A 15,852-nucleotide genomic window follows, 5' to 3' on the forward strand; every position below is an offset into this window, starting at 1 on the left:
AGATTTTACTCTACAATCCATTTTTTTATTCCAAAACTATAAGAAGTTGGTCTGTGTCGATGGTGTCATTTTCTTTGATTAGGATTGATTTTACAATTCCTTCTGATTTGGATAGTATGTTGGTTTCCATTTTCATGGCTTCCACTACTACCAATGGGTCGTTGACTGATACTTTGTCGTTTTCTTTGACAAGAACTTTTACGACTCTTCCTGGAATTGATGCTCCGATTTCTTTGTCGTTGTTAGGATCTGCTACTGATAGGTTGTCTTCTTCACGTTCAGTGATTTTCGCAGATTCATCGAACACTCTGACTTCACGTCTGTTTCCATTGACTTCATAAGTGAAGTTTATGTAGCCGTCTTTTTCCAATCTTCCTTTTTCAATAAGTTTGATGATGAGGATTTTGCCTTCTTCTATTGGAACTTCGACTGTTTCTTTTTCGTTTATTCCTTCGAAGAATGTCGGAGTGTCCATGTAAGTGAAGTTGCCTTTTGTTTTTCGGTAGTCGATGTATTCTTCGAATACTTTTGGATAAAGTGCGTGTGATATGATGTCTTTTTCGTCGAATTCCATTTTGTATTTGTCTTGTAAATCTTTCTTGTCTTTTTCAAAATCAAAAGGGTCGATGTAAAGTCCAGCTCTTTTTGTGATTGGCTTTTCATCTTTTAATACGATTTTTTGTAATTTTTCGTTGAATCCACCTTCAGGTTGTCCCATCATTCCTTTGAAGAATGATATTACAGAGTCTGGGTAGTCGAGGTTTTTGCCTTTTTCGTAGATGTTTTCAGGAGTGAGTCCATTTGCCACCATGAATATAGCCATGTCTCCGACCATTTTAGATGATGGTGTAACTTTGATGATGTCACCAAGCATGTCGTTGACTTTTTTGTACATTAATTTTACTTCGTCGAATTTTTCTCCAAGTCCGAACGATTCTACTTGTGGTTTGAGGTTGGAATATTGTCCTCCAGGAATTTCGTAGCGATAAATTTCTGTTGTACCACTTTTCAAATCGCTCTCAAATTGTGAGTAGTATGAGCGAACGTCTTTGTAGTAGTTGCTGATTTTGTCACAGTTTGAAAGGCTGATTCCCGTTTGACGTGGCGTGTTTTCAAGAGCTGCTACGACTGAGTTGAGTGCAGGTTGACTTGTGAGTGAACTCATTGAGTTAAAGCAAGTGTCCACTATATCAACTCCAGATTCACAAGCGTTGATTATTGTAGCGACTCCGTTTCCTGTGGTGTCGTGTGTGTGCAAATGAATTGGAACAGAAATTTCGTTTTTCAATGCTGAGATTAATTTTGTTGCGGCGTATGGTTTTAAGAGTGCGCTCATATCTTTTATGGCGATAATATTTGCACCGATGGATTCTAGTTCCTTTGCTTTTTTGACATAATATTCTAGTGTGTATTTGTCCCTTGTTTCGTCCAAGATGTCACCTGTGTAGCAAAGTGTTGCTTCCAAGATTTTTCCTTGTTCAAGTACGCTGTCACACGCAAGTCTCATTCCATCGATGTAGTTTAGCGAATCGAATACTCTGAACACGTCGATTCCGTTTTCTGCAGCTTTTTGTACAAATTTAACTACGACATTATCTGGATAATTTTTGTATCCTACGGTGTTGTTTCCACGCAGTAACATTTGGAATAAAATGTTCGGAATTCTTTTGCGAAGTTCTTGTAGTCTAATCCAAGGATCTTCCTTCAAAAATCTGTAGCTTACATCAAATGTTGCGCCACCCCACATTTCCAAACTAAACAAGTCCTTCATCAATTCATTGGTAGCTTCTGCGATAGGAAGCATATCTCTTGTTCTCATTCGTGTCGCCATCAATGATTGGTGCGCATCTCTTAGTGTAGTATCAGTGATTAGAAGTTTATCTTGGTTCAAAATCCAATCGCTAAGTCCCTTGGCACCTTTTTCTTCGAAAATATCTTTGGTTCCTGTAGAATTTGTCTTGGTAAATTCTGGAATTTGTGGAATGTTGTAATCTTTTTTGTCGTTATTAATGGAGCGTTCACTGATGAAATTCAACACTTTTAATTCTTTATCAGTTGATGGTTTGATGTCGAAAAGTTCAGGGTTTTTGGAAATAAATCCCGTGTCACAAGTTCCCTTGTGGAATTCTTCTGTGTTTAAAACGTTGATGATGAAGCCGATATTTGTCTTCACACCGCTGATTTTCGTTTCTCTCAAAGCACGGATTGCTTTGTTGATTGTGTCGTTGAATGTTCTGGAGAAGGCAGTGATTTTAACCAAAAGCGAATCGTAATATGGTGTGATTACTGAGCCTGTGAATCCATTTCCACCGTCAAGTCTCACGCCGAATCCGGAACTTGTACGATATAAATCAATCTTGCCAGTATCAGGCATGAAATTATTCGCAGGATCTTCTGTCGTGATACGGCATTGAATTGCGTAACCATTCGTGTGGATATCGTCTTGTGAATAAATTCCTATTTCATCTGAATCAAAACTTTTGCCGTCTGCAATCAGAATTTGAGTTTGAACGATATCTATTCCAGTGATAAGTTCACTAACTGTGTGTTCTACTTGAACTCTTGGGTTTACTTCGATGAAATAGTGATTTTCGTCTTCGTCCACCAAAAATTCTACAGTACCGGCGTTTGTGTAGCCAACTTCTTTGCAGATTTTGATGGCATCGTTGTGAAGTTCGTTTTTTGTCTTTTCAGAAATTGAAAATGCAGGAGCGAATTCCACAACCTTTTGGTGACGTCTTTGAATGGAACAATCTCTCTCGTATAAGTGAAGAATATTTCCGTGATTGTCGGCTATGATTTGCACCTCAATATGTTTTGGATTGCGGATGTATTTTTCGATAAACATATCGTCTGAGCCGAAAGCCTTCTTGGATTCGTTTTGCGCGCTGACGAAAGAGCTCATCAAATCAGATTCTTTTTCGACAATTCTCATTCCACGTCCGCCACCACCAGCACATGCTTTTACCATAACTGGATAGCCGATTTGGTTTGCGATTTCTAATGCTTCATTTTTATTTCTGATAGGAGTTTCCACGCCCTCGATAGTTTGTACGCCGGCTTTCTTGGCAACTAACTTCGATTGGACCTTGTCACCCAAACTATGTAGAACTGATTCGTCAGGACCCACGAAAATTATTCCGTTTTCCTTGCAACGTCTAGCAAATTCTGCATTTTCACTCAAAAATCCATAACCCGGATGAATCGCATCGCAGTGTTTGGATTTTGCAATCGCAATGATTTTTTCGATATCTAAATAACTCGACAAAGGAGATGCCGCATCCTTTATCAAATACGATTCGTCAGCCTTTGTTCTGAAAAGGGAAGTCTTGTCCTCTTCGCTATAAATCGCAACGCTTCTTATTCCAAGCTCACTACAAGCTCTGAAAATTCTTATAGCAATCTCGCCACGGTTTGCCACTAGAAGTTTTTTTATTTTATCCATATTACACCTCTTTAAATTTGGACATATTCAATATTATTTCGGTCTAACAATTCAATCGCATAATCATCTACACGATAAGCCTCGTGATAATAAATCTTGCTAATTCCTGCTTGGATCAAAGATTTCGTGCAGTTCAAACAAGGAAAATGAGTCACATAACAAATACAACCCTTCACAGCAATTCCTTCTTTCGCACAATACAACAAAGCATTCATCTCTGCGTGAATCGTAGCAATACAATGTCCGTCACGCAAAGTGTGACCAACCTCGTCGCAGTGAGGATTGCCACTAATAGCACCATTGTAACCTGTCGATACAATCCTGTTGTCGGAATTCACCAACACACAACCGACAAATGCCCTGTCACAAGTGCTACGTGTCGCAACATTCAATGCCAAATCCATAAAATATTCATTCCAAGATTTTCTCATATTGACCTCTCATCATCATTTAAAAATTTCTTTACCTTTAATATTATCATAAAAGCAAAAAAAGAAAAACTGAAAAGCGACAAAAGCACACAAAAAAACACAACTAAAAATTATGGTGTCGTAAGTTGTATGCTTGACTAAGTAAAGAATTTATAATACAATTATGTTACGATGTAACACAATAAAAGGAGTGATTTTATGGCTACTATAACGATTAGATTGAGCGAATCGGATAAGGAACTTTTCACAAATGTTTCAAAAGAAAAAAACAAAACTTTATCCGACTGGGCAAGAGAATCATTATTGGAAAAAATCGAACAAGAGTATGATGAAAAGATAATTAATGAGTATCTGTTAAACAAAGACCAAATGAAATTTTACAGTAATGATGAGGTAAAAAAAGAGCTGGGTATATGAGGGTTATTTATTCAGAAAAATCACTAAAATCCTTGAAAAAACTCGATAAGCCTATTCAAAAAATGATTATTCATTATATGGAGAAAGTGGGTCAATTAGAAGAGCCACGTGCAAGAGGTAAGGCATTGTCAGCCAATTTGAGAGGATTTTGGCGATACAGAGTGTCGAACTACAGAATTATTTGCGAGATTGATGACGATAAATTAATAATCTGCGTTGTAGAAGTCGACCATAGAAAAAATATATATAAATGTTGAAAAAAGTTATTTGTAGTACGAGCTTTAATTCTACAAATAACTTTTTTATTTGCAAAAATTAAAGAAGCTTTATTTCCACACACCAAAAAAAGCCACACAATGTGGCTTTCAATTATTCATTTATGAACAAGTTTGGTGCTGTGTAGTATTTTCTGGCGCCACTTACGACGTTATCTTTTCCGATTCGTGTGTAAGGGGCTACGAAGTGTTTGTTGTAGATGAAAAGTCCCACGACTTGTGTGAATTTGTTGAGTACGGGAGATTTTTCTTCGAATTCCAAGAATTCACACTTATTCATATCGTAATATTCTTGGAATACGTAGCCTGTGCGGATAAATTCCGGAAGTTTTTCTTTCAAATCATCTTCTCTCATTTCACGGCCAACATATATTCCAAGTGAAGCGTAGCCGTCGATTGGCTTGAAGATGTATTTATCCTTGTTCATTATGATTTCGTAGGCATCACGTTCTTCGATTTTTTTCGTAAATGGAACGTGTTCGTCGATGAATTTCTTTTCTTCAGTGTTAAGTAGCGCTTGTGTTTGTTCGTCTCTGAAGATTTCAAATATTAGCTTGGAGTGCATCAATTGTGACCTGAACGATCCTACCATGAAGAATGCATTGTCCATGTACGCATCCAAGAATGGTTTGATTTCATCTTTTATTTTTAACAATTCTAATGTCACGATTCTTCTGTAAACCAAATCTATCACATAATCGCCGTGGCACAATTTGCCGTTTTTGTATTCCAAATCTCTGATGTCGATGATTTCGCAGTTGAATCCATTTTCTTCGTAGACTCTTTTGAATTCGTCAAATTCATTTGGAGTTCCCACTTCCAAATTATCCACGATTGCTACATTTGGTTTCTTATCGGATACGTATTTCTTGTACATATCAGCTGTTTCCCAAACCCATGGAGTGAACATATCGATGTTTTCGACTGAGTGTTTTTCCATGAATTTTTGCATAGCTTTTGTTTGAAGAAGAAGTTGTCCTAGTGTGTTGTCTTCGTTCATCGCAGATGATCCGTCTGTGTTGAGTTCGCAAAGCATGTAGTTTACTCCGTCGTAGAACACATCGTAGCGACAAATCGGAACTGGCACATCGTAGCCTGGATCGTGAAGTACTAGCTCTTCAATTGTTGGATCCAATTGGAATATTTTGCGATATTCAGGATTTTCTACGAATTCTTTAGTGATTTTATCAGTAATGCTCATCAAAATATTTGAAATGTAGACAAAATCTGAGCGGTTCTTTTTGTTGTAGAAAAGTCCTTGGTAGGTCATAGGGATTGGTTCTCCGTGATAAATCGCCTTTGACACTTTTGTTTTGGCGATAAAATCCACGAAATCCCTGTAATACATGTCCTCGTCTTCTCGCACTATTTTATATAATTCTAATGAATATTCGTCATTAAACATATAAATCCTCCAATTTAATTTCGTTTGCAACTACAGCTTCACGAAGTCCTTTTTCCTTGTAAATTTTCTCGAACTGATCTCTTGGATTCATTCCTTTTTCCAACATTTTTTCTAGTGGAATTAAATATCCGATTTCATTTGCAGGAAGTCCATTTTTTGCCATATCCACAAGCATTTTGCAAAACTCTAACATGTTTACATTCATGAATGTAGCATCCAGTCCTTTTTCACGGGCATCAAGTTTTGCTTTCATGCAATTTTCATACGTCATGTTTTTGAAAAGCTCTGATAATTTGTCCAAATTAGTCTCGTCGTAGAACAATCCTTTGATTAGGGCTACTGCTGAGAAATTAAGTGGATATTTAATTTCGTCCATCATTCTGATTTCAATGTATCGTTTCGCCCTTACATCTGGAAATACTATTGATAGTGCGTGGAAAATCAAGCCAGTGTCCTTCACATCTTCAAATACTTCCTTGAAAGTTGTCTTGCCAACATAATAAGGCTCGTGGTTTTCATCAATGGAGAAAATCAACGGCGTGTTCAAAATATGTTCGGCGTATTTTTTGTAGCTCAAATCATCATCGAAGCTAAACTTATACATACCAGATCTGTCAGTGTCTGTGTTTTCCCAAATGATTTCTCTCATGTTACGACTTTTCGCTGGTTTCCCTTCGAAAATGTATGCATTGTCGAACAATGTGTAGAAAACTGGAGACAAACAGTTACTAATCTTGTATTTTCTAACGAAATCTTTTTCTGATGAATAGTCGATGCTGCATTGCAAAGAACAAGTGCCCTTCATCATATTGTGGGCCATGTCTCCTCTTTCGTTGAAATATTTGTACATAAAATCGTATCTTTTTTTCGGCAAAATCTTGATATCGTCGATTTTAGTCACAGGATGATATCCCAAAGTTACCATGGCTTGGTTTTTCTTATCGAAAATTTCAACAAGATTTCTCATATTTTTGATGTAAATATCTTTTAACTCATCAATGTTCCACTTCGATGACAATGCAACCTCAAACTGACTTCCAGGCTCTGTCGACACTGCCAAATCATCATTTTCAAGTCCAAGAATGTAATCTCCTTCTTTGTAAGCTGCACATCCATGATTGTGAAGTTCTCTGAGAGTTGCACCTACTCCATTATCACCGAAATACGACACAGTCTTCAAAGTATCCTTGTCTACGATGAAATGTTCCATTTCCATCCCTATAGTGAAATCTTCTTTTAGTTTTTCTCCGCTTTTGATGTAGTTAATTACAGCTTCAAGCTGTTTTTCGTAATCCATTTTTACTCCTTTTTAAGGTCAGCCACAGTAATATCACAAATTTTTATCAAATCTTCAGGAGCGATTTTGATTTGCGCTCCGATTTTGCCGCCAGACACATAAATATATTCTTTATTTTCACAACTCTCGTCGATAAAAGTCTTAAATTTTGTTTTCATTCCGATAGGAGAACAACCACCTCTAATGTAGCCGGTAGTTTTTAATAAATCTTTTACATGAATCATTTCGAGTTTTTTCACTCCGGCTATTTTCGCACACTTTTTGAGGTCAAGCTCGTCTTTTACAGCTACAACGAACACGAAATTTTCATTCGTGTTGGAAATTGTGACAAGTGTTTTGAACACGTAAGCTTCATCCTCATTTAATTTGCTTGCGACATTTTCGCCGCTCACATCGTCTCCTACGGAGTATTCTATATATTTATACCCAATTTTTTGTTTGTCGAGTATTCTCATTGCGTTAGTTTTTTTCATAAACTCATCCTTTCATTATTAATATTATACTACAAGTGAAAATATTTGTTGTTTTATAAAATTTATCGAATATTTACTTGCGTAAATTGTCTGTTTATGGGTAAATATATACGAGGAGGAATTTTAATGGAACACAAATTAAACATTAGATATATATACCACAGTTCATTTTCTTTGGAATTTGAAGACAAGATTATTATTTTCGATTATTTTCAAGGAACTTTGCCAAAAAATGTGAACGATAAGAAGGTGATTTTCGTGGTGACTCATTCACATGCGGATCACTACAACGAGAGTATTTTTGATTATGAAAATGCGAGTGACATTACATACATTGTCTCAGAGGATGTTTACGAAGAGGTTTTTGATTATGATACGAAAGACAATGTTGTGTTTTTGGGACAAGATAATATCGAGGAATTGAAAAAGCATTTCGACAAGAAGGTTATTAAGCTTGAAGTTGGTGAATCGACATCTGTCTACGGAGTTGATTTTACAGCGCTTGGTTCGACTGATATGGGAATTAGCGTGTATTTTGAAGCGAACCATTTGAAATTTTTCTTCGCTGGAGATTTGAACAATTGGGTGTGGGAAGAAGACACCGAAGAGGAAAAACAAAAGATGCAACAAGATTTCTCCAAGGAAATCGACAAAATAGGACACGTTGACATTGGATTTTTCCCGGTGGATCCGAGATTAAAGGAAAGATACGATTTGGGTGTGAATGAATTTGTCGAAAAATGCAATCCGAAAGTTTTGTTCCCAATGCATTTTACAAAAGATCCAACGATTGTGGACAAATTTATCGACACTCACGATTACGAGGATTGCAAGATTGTGAATATGAAAAAAGAACACGATACGTTTCAAGTTATAATAAAATAATTGATTTAATATAATATTTTTGGTAAAATTAATATTACAAAAGGGAGTAGCTTAAAAATATTGTGTCGTCATTACGGTTGAAACCCGGCACAAGGCCACTTTGGTTAGCAAGACTTTTGCCAGAAATGGTGAAAGTTTTTTTTATTATGTAAATTAACAGGAGGTAAGAGATTGGATTGGTACAAGGAATCTAATGACAGTGTTATCAAAAGTTTGGATACTGACGAAAACAATGGTCTATCCGACAGTAAGGTAGCTAGTTTATTAGAAAAATACGGCAAGAACGTATTAAAAGAAAAGAAGAAAAAGTCCATGGCAGCCAAATTAAAGGATCAATTTTTGGATCCGATGATAATTATTTTGCTATTGGCATCTATTTTATCCATGGCTATTGGGGAAGTCACAGATAGTATTATTATTATCGCTATTGTTATTGTGAATGCGGTGCTTTCGATTTATCAAGAAGGTAAAGCGGAACAAGCAATTGAAGCTTTGCAAAAAATGGCAAGTCCTAAAGCCAAGGTCATAAGAAATGGCAAGATTATGGAAGTGGATTCACAAAATTTGGTTCCAGGAGATATCGTTGAATTGGAAACGGGAGATATTATTCCTGCGGATTTGAGATTATTGGAATCTACTAACTTGAAAATCGACGAGTCATCGTTGACTGGTGAATCAGTTGCTGTTGAAAAAAATGCAAAGGATGAAATCACAACAGACGCAGGAATTGGCGACAGAACAAACATGGCGTACAGTTCTTCTATCGTAAGCTACGGTAGAGCGAAGGGTGTCGTTGTAGAAACTGCACAAAATACAGAAATCGGTAAAATTGCAACGAGTTTGTCAGAAGTTGAAGACGAAGAAACTCCTCTTCAAAGAAAATTGGCACAATTATCTAAGCAATTGGGTATCATAACTGTTGTTGTGTGTGCAATTGTATTTGCGGTTGGATATTTCTTGTATGATTTTGGCGCATTGAATATGTTGATGACTGCGGTATCACTTGCAGTTGCAGCGATTCCAGAAGGACTTCCAGCTATCGTTACAATCGTGCTTAGCTTGGGAATGGGAAGAATGGCAGAGAAAAACGCCATCGTCAAGAAACTTTTGGCTGTTGAAACATTAGGAACAACTACTGTAATTTGTTCCGACAAGACTGGTACATTGACTCAAAATGAAATGACTGTGAAGAAAATCTACGTCGATGGAACTGATGTCGATGTCACAGGAACAGGATACAAACCTGAAGGCGATTATTTGATTGAAGACAAAAAAATGCAAGAAGATGACATCAAATCTCTTAACACTTTGCTTCACATAATGAGTCTTACAAATGATTCAAAATTAATCGAAGAAGACGGAACGTACAAGATTGTGGGAGATCCTACAGAAGGAGCACTTCACACAGCAGCGGGAAAACAAAACATCACAAAAGAAGAATCCAATCAAAATTATCCTAGAATAGAAGAAATTCCATTCGATTCCGAAAGAAAAATGATGACTACATTCCACGACAAATTCTTATCTGACAAGATTATTTCCTTCACAAAAGGTGCACCAGATATAGTTATCGAAAAATGTAGCAAGATTTTAATCGACAACGAAATTAAACCACTAACAGAAGAATTAAAACAAAAATTGTTGAATAAAAACAGCGAGTACGCAAAACAAGCACTTCGTGTGCTAGCTTATGCACTTCGTGAACACGATGATTTGCCAAATGAAATTACATCTGAAAACATCGAAAAGAACATGGTATTTGTAGGATTATCTGGAATGATAGACCCACCAAGACTAGAAGTAAAAGATGCAATCGAAGAATGTAAAACTGCGGGAATCACACCAGTTATGATTACTGGAGATTATTTGGAAACAGCAGTAGCAATCGCGAAAGATTTGGGGATTTGTACGGACGATTCACAAGCAATCATGGGAGCTGAACTTAACAACATGACAGACGATGAAATCCGTGAAATCGTCAAAGAAAAGAGAGTTTATGCGAGAGTTTCTCCACAAAACAAAGTACAAATCGTAACAGCATTGAAAGAAAACGGACACATCGCAGCAATGACAGGTGACGGAGTCAACGATGCACCAGCAATCAAAAAAGCAGACATCGGAATTGCGATGGGAATCACTGGAACAGACGTTGCGAAGAATACTTCAGAAGTTATCCTTACAGACGACAACTTTGCGACAATTGTTCATGCAGTAGAAGAAGGAAGAATAATTTACTCGAATATCAAAAAATTCGTATCATTCTTACTAAGCTGTAACATTGCAGAAATTCTTATCGTATTCTTGGCGATAATGTTCAAATGGGACACACCATTTATCCCAATTCAATTATTATGGTTAAACCTAGTGACAGACTCATTCCCAGCAATGGCGCTTGGAGTTGAAAAAGGAGAAGCTGACATAATGAACAGAGCTCCTCGTTCACCAAAAGAACCAATCATCGACAAGAACATGAGACTAAGCATCATCGTTCAATCATTGGCAATCACAGTTGCGACATTATTTGCGTACAACTACGGATTGAACCACTTCGATGGCCACATCGAATCTGCAAGAACAGTTGCATTTGCAACATTGATATTATCAGAATTACTAAGAAGTTATTCAGTAAGAAGTGAACACAAATCAGTATTCCAAATCGGATTATTCACAAACAAAGCATTAGTAATGGGAACATCACTATCACTATTCTTAATGCTAGCAGTAATCTACATTCCTGGAGTAAATGATGTATTCGAAACAATACCTCTTCACCTTGAACACTACAAAGTAATTCTTCCATGTGCATTGTTGCCATTCGCAGCAGGGGAAATTTTGAAAGCAGTAAAAAGCAAAAAATAATAGACAACAATAAAGGCGTATCGTGTTGTGATACGTCTTTTTTAGTGGGGTGGTGTGTGAAAGGAAGAAAATCGTGTGGAGCGGACACAGAGATTGGGAGTTGTGTGACAAACGTAGCATTAAAACCAAGCAAACATCTCGCACGAAAACACAGATCAAGCATTTTGCACGAATATCTGGACTACGAAAATTTGTGATTTCTAAATCTCAAAATCCTGAAATCGCAAGCTCGCTTACGCTCAAGCGGTGCGATTTCTGGCGGATTTTTTCGATTTGAAATCAAGAAAATTTTCTCCGTATGATATTCTTAGCAAAAAGGCTTGACTGTTTACATAAATTGACAATATACAGCTCGATTGTTTGCTTAAAGGGTTCGCGGGATTGAGGATTGTAGGATATGCGTAGGTCAGATCTCCCGCAAACATCTCGTACGAATATCTAGACTACAAAAATAAATAAATTCTAAGCTTGTGAACCTAAAATTGTGAACTCGTGCTACGCACTCAGACAGCACAATTTTTTAACGGTTCACTTCGCTTGAATTTATGCTTATTTTTTCCGTATGATATTCTTAGCTTCGATCGTTTGCTTGAACGAACACAAGGATAATCGTCACACACGTTCATCTCCTAACCACCGAAATGGACACAAAAAAACAGGAATCAGTCGATTCCTGTTTTACTATTTTACACACTATCTTGAAACAGCTCCTGTCATTCCTTTGAGCAATTTACCTGTGACGGCATCTCTTTCGTTTTCGTGTCTTTGATGTAGTGCGTTGTATTTTATTGTGTATGTTTGGGATTGTTTATCCAATTTGATTTCCCAATCTTTGATGTCATCTTTATCAAGGTAATTTTCTTTTAATTCCATCTCGAAGATTTTGTCTTCGTCCAAGAATACATTATTCTTTCTTTTTTCTTTTGTTTCAGGGTCTTCTCCTTCAAGGTCGAGTCCGTTTTGCACTTTTACTCCATCTTTGCTGACGTTTGCTTCGGAGTCGCCGTTTTTTGCGACTATTCCATCTTTTCCGATTTTTGCTTCTGAGTCGCCGTTCTTAGCGTTGATTCCATCTTTTCCGATACTTACTTCTGAGTCACCGTTTTTGATATGTATGCCGTCTTCTCCAGAAGTTTTTACGCCAGTGTTTCCCACGTTTTTCACTCCACAAGAACTTAGCATTACACATGCCAACAATACTACCAATAATTTCCTCTTCATGATATTATCCTCCTTAAATTTATTATACCCCGTAAGTTGATTTGCAACATGGAAAATGTTTACAAAAAGTCAAAGATGTGTCAAATTAATTGCAACAAATTTATTTATAAATAATACGCGTGCTTTTTTCAAGATTTCTATTTTGCTATGGTATAATAAAGTTGGAGGATAGTATGAATTATTTTAATTACTGGACAAGCGTTCTAGTGGTGTTTGCAATTATATTTTTGTTTGCCAGAACGATTTCAAATGAAAAGCAAATTGTCGCGGTTTTTTCGAAATTAATCTACGTTGTAATTATTCCAGCTAATATTGCGATTAGTTTGAGTGAACTTACGTACAAGAATTTCAACATCAAACTCGGTGTGTTTTTTGTGTATTTGTGGATATTGTCTAAGATTATGACGATGATTTTCCAAATCAACACGAAGGACAAGGATTCGTTGGAACCTGCGTTTATTTTCTCGAATATTATCGTGATGAGGCCTTTTTTGCAAAATGTTATGGACAAGAATATTCTGAACAATCTGGTTATAATTTCTTGTGTGATTTATCTTGTGTACATGCTTTACAAGAGAATTTTCAATGTGACAGACTTTTTGATGGCGATGGGATTTTCCGTAGCTTTTTGTATTTGTGCGATTTACAAGTTCTCATACATACTAACCCCTCTGAAAATTATTCAACAGACAAGTTCAGTTGTGATTATAATCGCATTTGCACTTGCAATTTCAAGTGTTGATTTGAAAAGCTTATTGGATTTGACATCCCTCATGCTTGCTGTTGTGAATTTGCTGATAATTCCAGTGTTTACATACGTCGTTGTGAGTGCTGTGACGAACAATCAGCAGTTGATTAAATCTATAATTATGTATGCGGCGATTGGGCCAACATTTGTGATTTCGTCCGATTTTTACAAGAAAACGAAAACGAGAATTACGGAGCTCGGATTTTTGTTGTCGGTCGTTACGATATATATTTTGAATTATTTATTCTTTTAATAGGCGATTGATGTCGTCTATTTTTTTGCATCAAAAAAAGAGGATAATGTCCTCTTTTGATTTTTTCGCTATTCCAATGGTCTGTAATCTTCTGCTAATGCGTCTCTCAAGTATACGAACAATTTGTCGTATTCTTTGATTGCACTGTAGTATTTGTTGTTTGGAAGAACGTAGTATTTCTTGTAATCTTTTGTGAAGGCTTTGATTATGCCTTTTCCTTGTTTGTCGACAAGTGGTTTGTCGATGTCAAGTCCCGATATCAATATTACTTGTGTGGAGTAATTGTTCTTGGTAACTGTGTTGTATCCTCCGATTGTAGTCAATTTGTAAATGGAGTTGTTTTTTTTCAAATATTCTCTGACTGAAAGTGGTAGGACGTCTTTTTTCACAAGCAAGATTGGCGCTTTGATTTTTTGCGCAACTGTCGATGACACGAGTGCATCTGCGAACACTTCACCGCTTGTAGTGATAACTTCTGCTGGATTTGCGTTAACCCTCTTAGCGACTTCAACGCTAGATTCGTATCTGTCTACACCTGCAAGTCTTGTGACACGTTTATTCGTCAAGGCTTCGATTTGGCTTTTCACAGATTGATTTACAGATATTTCTCCACCGACGATTGTCACGTTGTGGATATTTCCCAATGATTTGATGAAATTTGCAGTAGATTGGTTAATGCCATCATTACTTACAAGTAGTATCGGTGCATTTTGGTGTGCTGCAAGGCTTGTAGCATACAATGCATCTGCATAATTTGTGCCTGCGGCAAATATCAAGTTAGTGGTTTTTGCTCGTGTTCTCGCAGATTGAGCTGATGTGTCGTAACGATTATTTCCCATAATTCTAGTGATTTTTGCGTGTGGTAAATTTCTTTTCAAATTATTTTCAACCTTCTTGCTGATAGTATTCACGCCACCCATTAGATAAATCTCGTCCAAGAACATCTTGTCAAGCGCTGATTTGGTCTCGATGGATAATGAATTTTTCCCAGTGTACAAAAGTGGGTATTTGCCCATAGACACGTTAGTTGCACTGATTGCATCGGGATATGCGTTGTCATTGACAAGAATTACCTTGTTCGTATTCGCAAAGTAATGACGTTGCACATTCACTGCAGTCTTCGCTCTGTTTTCACCTTGGAATCTTTGGTGAATAACATTTTTGAACACACCATCTTCGTTAGTGGTGATTTGGTCTTGTTTTTTCTCTTGTTTCTTCTTGTCAGTAGAATCTTTTTTATCCGTTGCATCTTTTTTATCAGATGTTTCTTTTTTATTTGACGTATCTTTTGCATCAGATTTTTGATCCTTTGCATCAGCTTGTTTGTCTTTTGCATTTGTCTTCTTTTTATTTGTATCCGCATCAGATTTTGTTGCAGAATCAAATGTATGAGCTTCTATATTTTCAGAAATTCTATCATTTGTGCTATCCTTGTCTGCAACGCTCACCACAGGCAAACTCAACATACAAGCTAGCATCAAAGCCACCAATTTTTTCATAAAACACTCCTTTTAATTCATAACTACATCACAATTAATTAAAACTAATTCAAAATGATGAAAAACAACAAAGTTGTACCCATCAGAAAACCAATCGCACTCACGATAATCTTCACAATTGCAGCCGTAACCGTCGCCTTGTTCAAAAATTCAGGCTTAAATTTGTCGTACATCACAACGCTGTACACAAAACCTGATATGACATTTACAATCACGCTAACAACTGGAATTCTCGTGTTAAACACAGAAGCCAAGACAATTGTAACCAAAGTGTACACACTAGCCTTAGCCAAAAACTCTGAGTTCGATATCTTTTCTGCCATATCTTTTTTCAAAAAACTTGTCGCAACCCAGAAACTCAACACACATGAAAAAGGCGACATGACAGTCTTCGAAAAATACGACAATGGAAGCGACAAATTCAAGAAATCTTTCGATGAATTCGGAGGACTAATCCTCATCCACAACATAAATGAAACGAGACTAATTACTCCCGAAATGATCAACGTGAACATCCACGCTCCCTGTTTCTTTTCAATCGTTTTAATATGTTTTTCTAAACGTGAAAACACTTCACCATAAAATTTTTCCATAAAAACTCCTCTTAATTTATACACTTATTATAACCCAGTACAACAAAGCAT

General features: G+C 36.7%; 13 protein-coding genes. 5 read left to right on the plus strand and 8 right to left on the minus strand.

Going from position 1 to position 15,852, the window contains the following annotated elements; all coding sequences use genetic code 11:
• Positions 1-25: 25 nt before the first annotated feature.
• On the minus strand, positions 26-3,445 hold the full coding sequence (locus ACU68Y_RS02605) for a pyruvate carboxylase (RefSeq protein ID WP_446755451.1): 3,420 nt from the start codon (positions 3,443-3,445) through the stop codon (positions 26-28).
• An 11-nt stretch (positions 3,446-3,456) separates the two neighbouring features.
• A complete protein-coding gene (locus ACU68Y_RS02610) occupies positions 3,457-3,876 on the minus strand; it encodes a deoxycytidylate deaminase (RefSeq protein ID WP_012291196.1) in 420 nt (139 codons plus the stop codon).
• Positions 3,877-4,074: 198 nt separating this feature from the next.
• Here ACU68Y_RS02610 and relB point away from each other — a divergent pair, with 198 nt between their 5' ends.
• Both relB and ACU68Y_RS02620 read left to right on the plus strand, forming a co-directional pair.
• On the plus strand, positions 4,075-4,293 hold the full coding sequence (relB, locus tag ACU68Y_RS02615) for a type II toxin-antitoxin system RelB family antitoxin (protein WP_002838701.1): 219 nt from the start codon (positions 4,075-4,077) through the stop codon (positions 4,291-4,293).
• Positions 4,290-4,550, plus strand: a complete 261-nt coding sequence (locus ACU68Y_RS02620) for a type II toxin-antitoxin system RelE family toxin (RefSeq protein ID WP_002838725.1) — start codon at positions 4,290-4,292, stop codon at positions 4,548-4,550. Before relB ends, ACU68Y_RS02620 begins: the two co-directional genes overlap by 4 nt.
• Before the next feature lie 112 nt (positions 4,551-4,662).
• On the opposite strand, the gene ACU68Y_RS02625 is transcribed toward ACU68Y_RS02620, so the two are convergent.
• From ACU68Y_RS02625 to ybaK, 3 genes are read right to left on the minus strand one after another with little or no spacing between them, the layout of a single operon-like run.
• Positions 4,663-5,973 carry a glutathionylspermidine synthase gene (locus tag ACU68Y_RS02625; protein ID WP_446755452.1) on the minus strand — a complete coding sequence of 437 codons (1,311 nt, stop codon included), beginning with the start codon at positions 5,971-5,973 and terminating at the stop codon, positions 4,663-4,665.
• Complete coding sequence (locus ACU68Y_RS02630; protein ID WP_446755453.1) at positions 5,966-7,270, minus strand: glutamate--cysteine ligase; 1,305 nt, start codon at positions 7,268-7,270, stop codon at positions 5,966-5,968. Before ACU68Y_RS02630 ends, ACU68Y_RS02625 begins: the two co-directional genes overlap by 8 nt.
• Positions 7,271-7,272: 2 nt before the next feature.
• Complete coding sequence (gene ybaK, locus ACU68Y_RS02635) at positions 7,273-7,743, minus strand: Cys-tRNA(Pro) deacylase (RefSeq protein WP_002840798.1); 471 nt, start codon at positions 7,741-7,743, stop codon at positions 7,273-7,275.
• A 126-nt stretch (positions 7,744-7,869) separates the two neighbouring features.
• Here ybaK and ACU68Y_RS02640 point away from each other — a divergent pair, with 126 nt between their 5' ends.
• Positions 7,870-8,628, plus strand: a complete 759-nt coding sequence (locus ACU68Y_RS02640; protein ID WP_446755454.1) for an MBL fold metallo-hydrolase — start codon at positions 7,870-7,872, stop codon at positions 8,626-8,628.
• 171 nt (positions 8,629-8,799) lie between these two features.
• Positions 8,800-11,487, plus strand: a complete 2,688-nt coding sequence (locus tag ACU68Y_RS02645) for a calcium-translocating P-type ATPase, SERCA-type (protein WP_446755455.1) — start codon at positions 8,800-8,802, stop codon at positions 11,485-11,487.
• 693 nt (positions 11,488-12,180) lie between these two features.
• Here the strand turns inward: ACU68Y_RS02645 and ACU68Y_RS02650 are convergent.
• A complete protein-coding gene (locus ACU68Y_RS02650; protein WP_446755456.1) occupies positions 12,181-12,708 on the minus strand; it encodes a hypothetical protein in 528 nt (175 codons plus the stop codon).
• Positions 12,709-12,881: 173 nt separating this feature from the next.
• Here ACU68Y_RS02650 and ACU68Y_RS02655 point away from each other — a divergent pair, with 173 nt between their 5' ends.
• Positions 12,882-13,709: a hypothetical protein gene (locus ACU68Y_RS02655; protein ID WP_446755457.1), complete on the plus strand. Its 828-nt coding sequence runs from the start codon at positions 12,882-12,884 to the stop codon at positions 13,707-13,709.
• Positions 13,710-13,777: 68 nt separating this feature from the next.
• Here the strand turns inward: ACU68Y_RS02655 and ACU68Y_RS02660 are convergent, their stop codons facing one another.
• Together ACU68Y_RS02660 and ACU68Y_RS02665 are read right to left on the minus strand one after the other, a co-directional pair.
• Positions 13,778-15,208 (minus strand): cell wall-binding repeat-containing protein, encoded by a 1,431-nt coding sequence (locus ACU68Y_RS02660; RefSeq protein ID WP_446755458.1) that lies wholly within the window; start codon positions 15,206-15,208, stop codon positions 13,778-13,780.
• Between the two features lie 44 nt (positions 15,209-15,252).
• A complete protein-coding gene (locus ACU68Y_RS02665) occupies positions 15,253-15,801 on the minus strand; it encodes a hypothetical protein (RefSeq protein ID WP_316530452.1) in 549 nt (182 codons plus the stop codon).
• Between the last annotated feature and the right edge of the window lie 51 nt (positions 15,802-15,852).

The sequence above is a fragment of the Finegoldia sp. P1-F-LS genome (assembly GCF_052932205.1).

Coding starts and splice junctions, on each gene's coding strand:
- ACU68Y_RS02605 (WP_446755451.1), bottom strand. CDS start 3,445: ATGGATAAAATAAAAAAACTTCTAGTGGCAAACCGTGGCGAGATTGCT.
- ACU68Y_RS02610 (WP_012291196.1), bottom strand. CDS start 3,876: ATGAGAAAATCTTGGAATGAATATTTTATGGATTTGGCATTGAATGTT.
- relB (WP_002838701.1), top strand. CDS start 4,075: ATGGCTACTATAACGATTAGATTGAGCGAATCGGATAAGGAACTTTTC.
- ACU68Y_RS02620 (WP_002838725.1), top strand. CDS start 4,290: ATGAGGGTTATTTATTCAGAAAAATCACTAAAATCCTTGAAAAAACTC.
- ACU68Y_RS02625 (WP_446755452.1), bottom strand. CDS start 5,973: ATGTTTAATGACGAATATTCATTAGAATTATATAAAATAGTGCGAGAA.
- ACU68Y_RS02630 (WP_446755453.1), bottom strand. CDS start 7,270: ATGGATTACGAAAAACAGCTTGAAGCTGTAATTAACTACATCAAAAGC.
- ybaK (WP_002840798.1), bottom strand. CDS start 7,743: ATGAAAAAAACTAACGCAATGAGAATACTCGACAAACAAAAAATTGGG.
- ACU68Y_RS02640 (WP_446755454.1), top strand. CDS start 7,870: ATGGAACACAAATTAAACATTAGATATATATACCACAGTTCATTTTCT.
- ACU68Y_RS02650 (WP_446755456.1), bottom strand. CDS start 12,708: ATGAAGAGGAAATTATTGGTAGTATTGTTGGCATGTGTAATGCTAAGT.
- ACU68Y_RS02655 (WP_446755457.1), top strand. CDS start 12,882: ATGAATTATTTTAATTACTGGACAAGCGTTCTAGTGGTGTTTGCAATT.
- ACU68Y_RS02660 (WP_446755458.1), bottom strand. CDS start 15,208: ATGAAAAAATTGGTGGCTTTGATGCTAGCTTGTATGTTGAGTTTGCCT.
- ACU68Y_RS02665 (WP_316530452.1), bottom strand. CDS start 15,801: ATGGAAAAATTTTATGGTGAAGTGTTTTCACGTTTAGAAAAACATATT.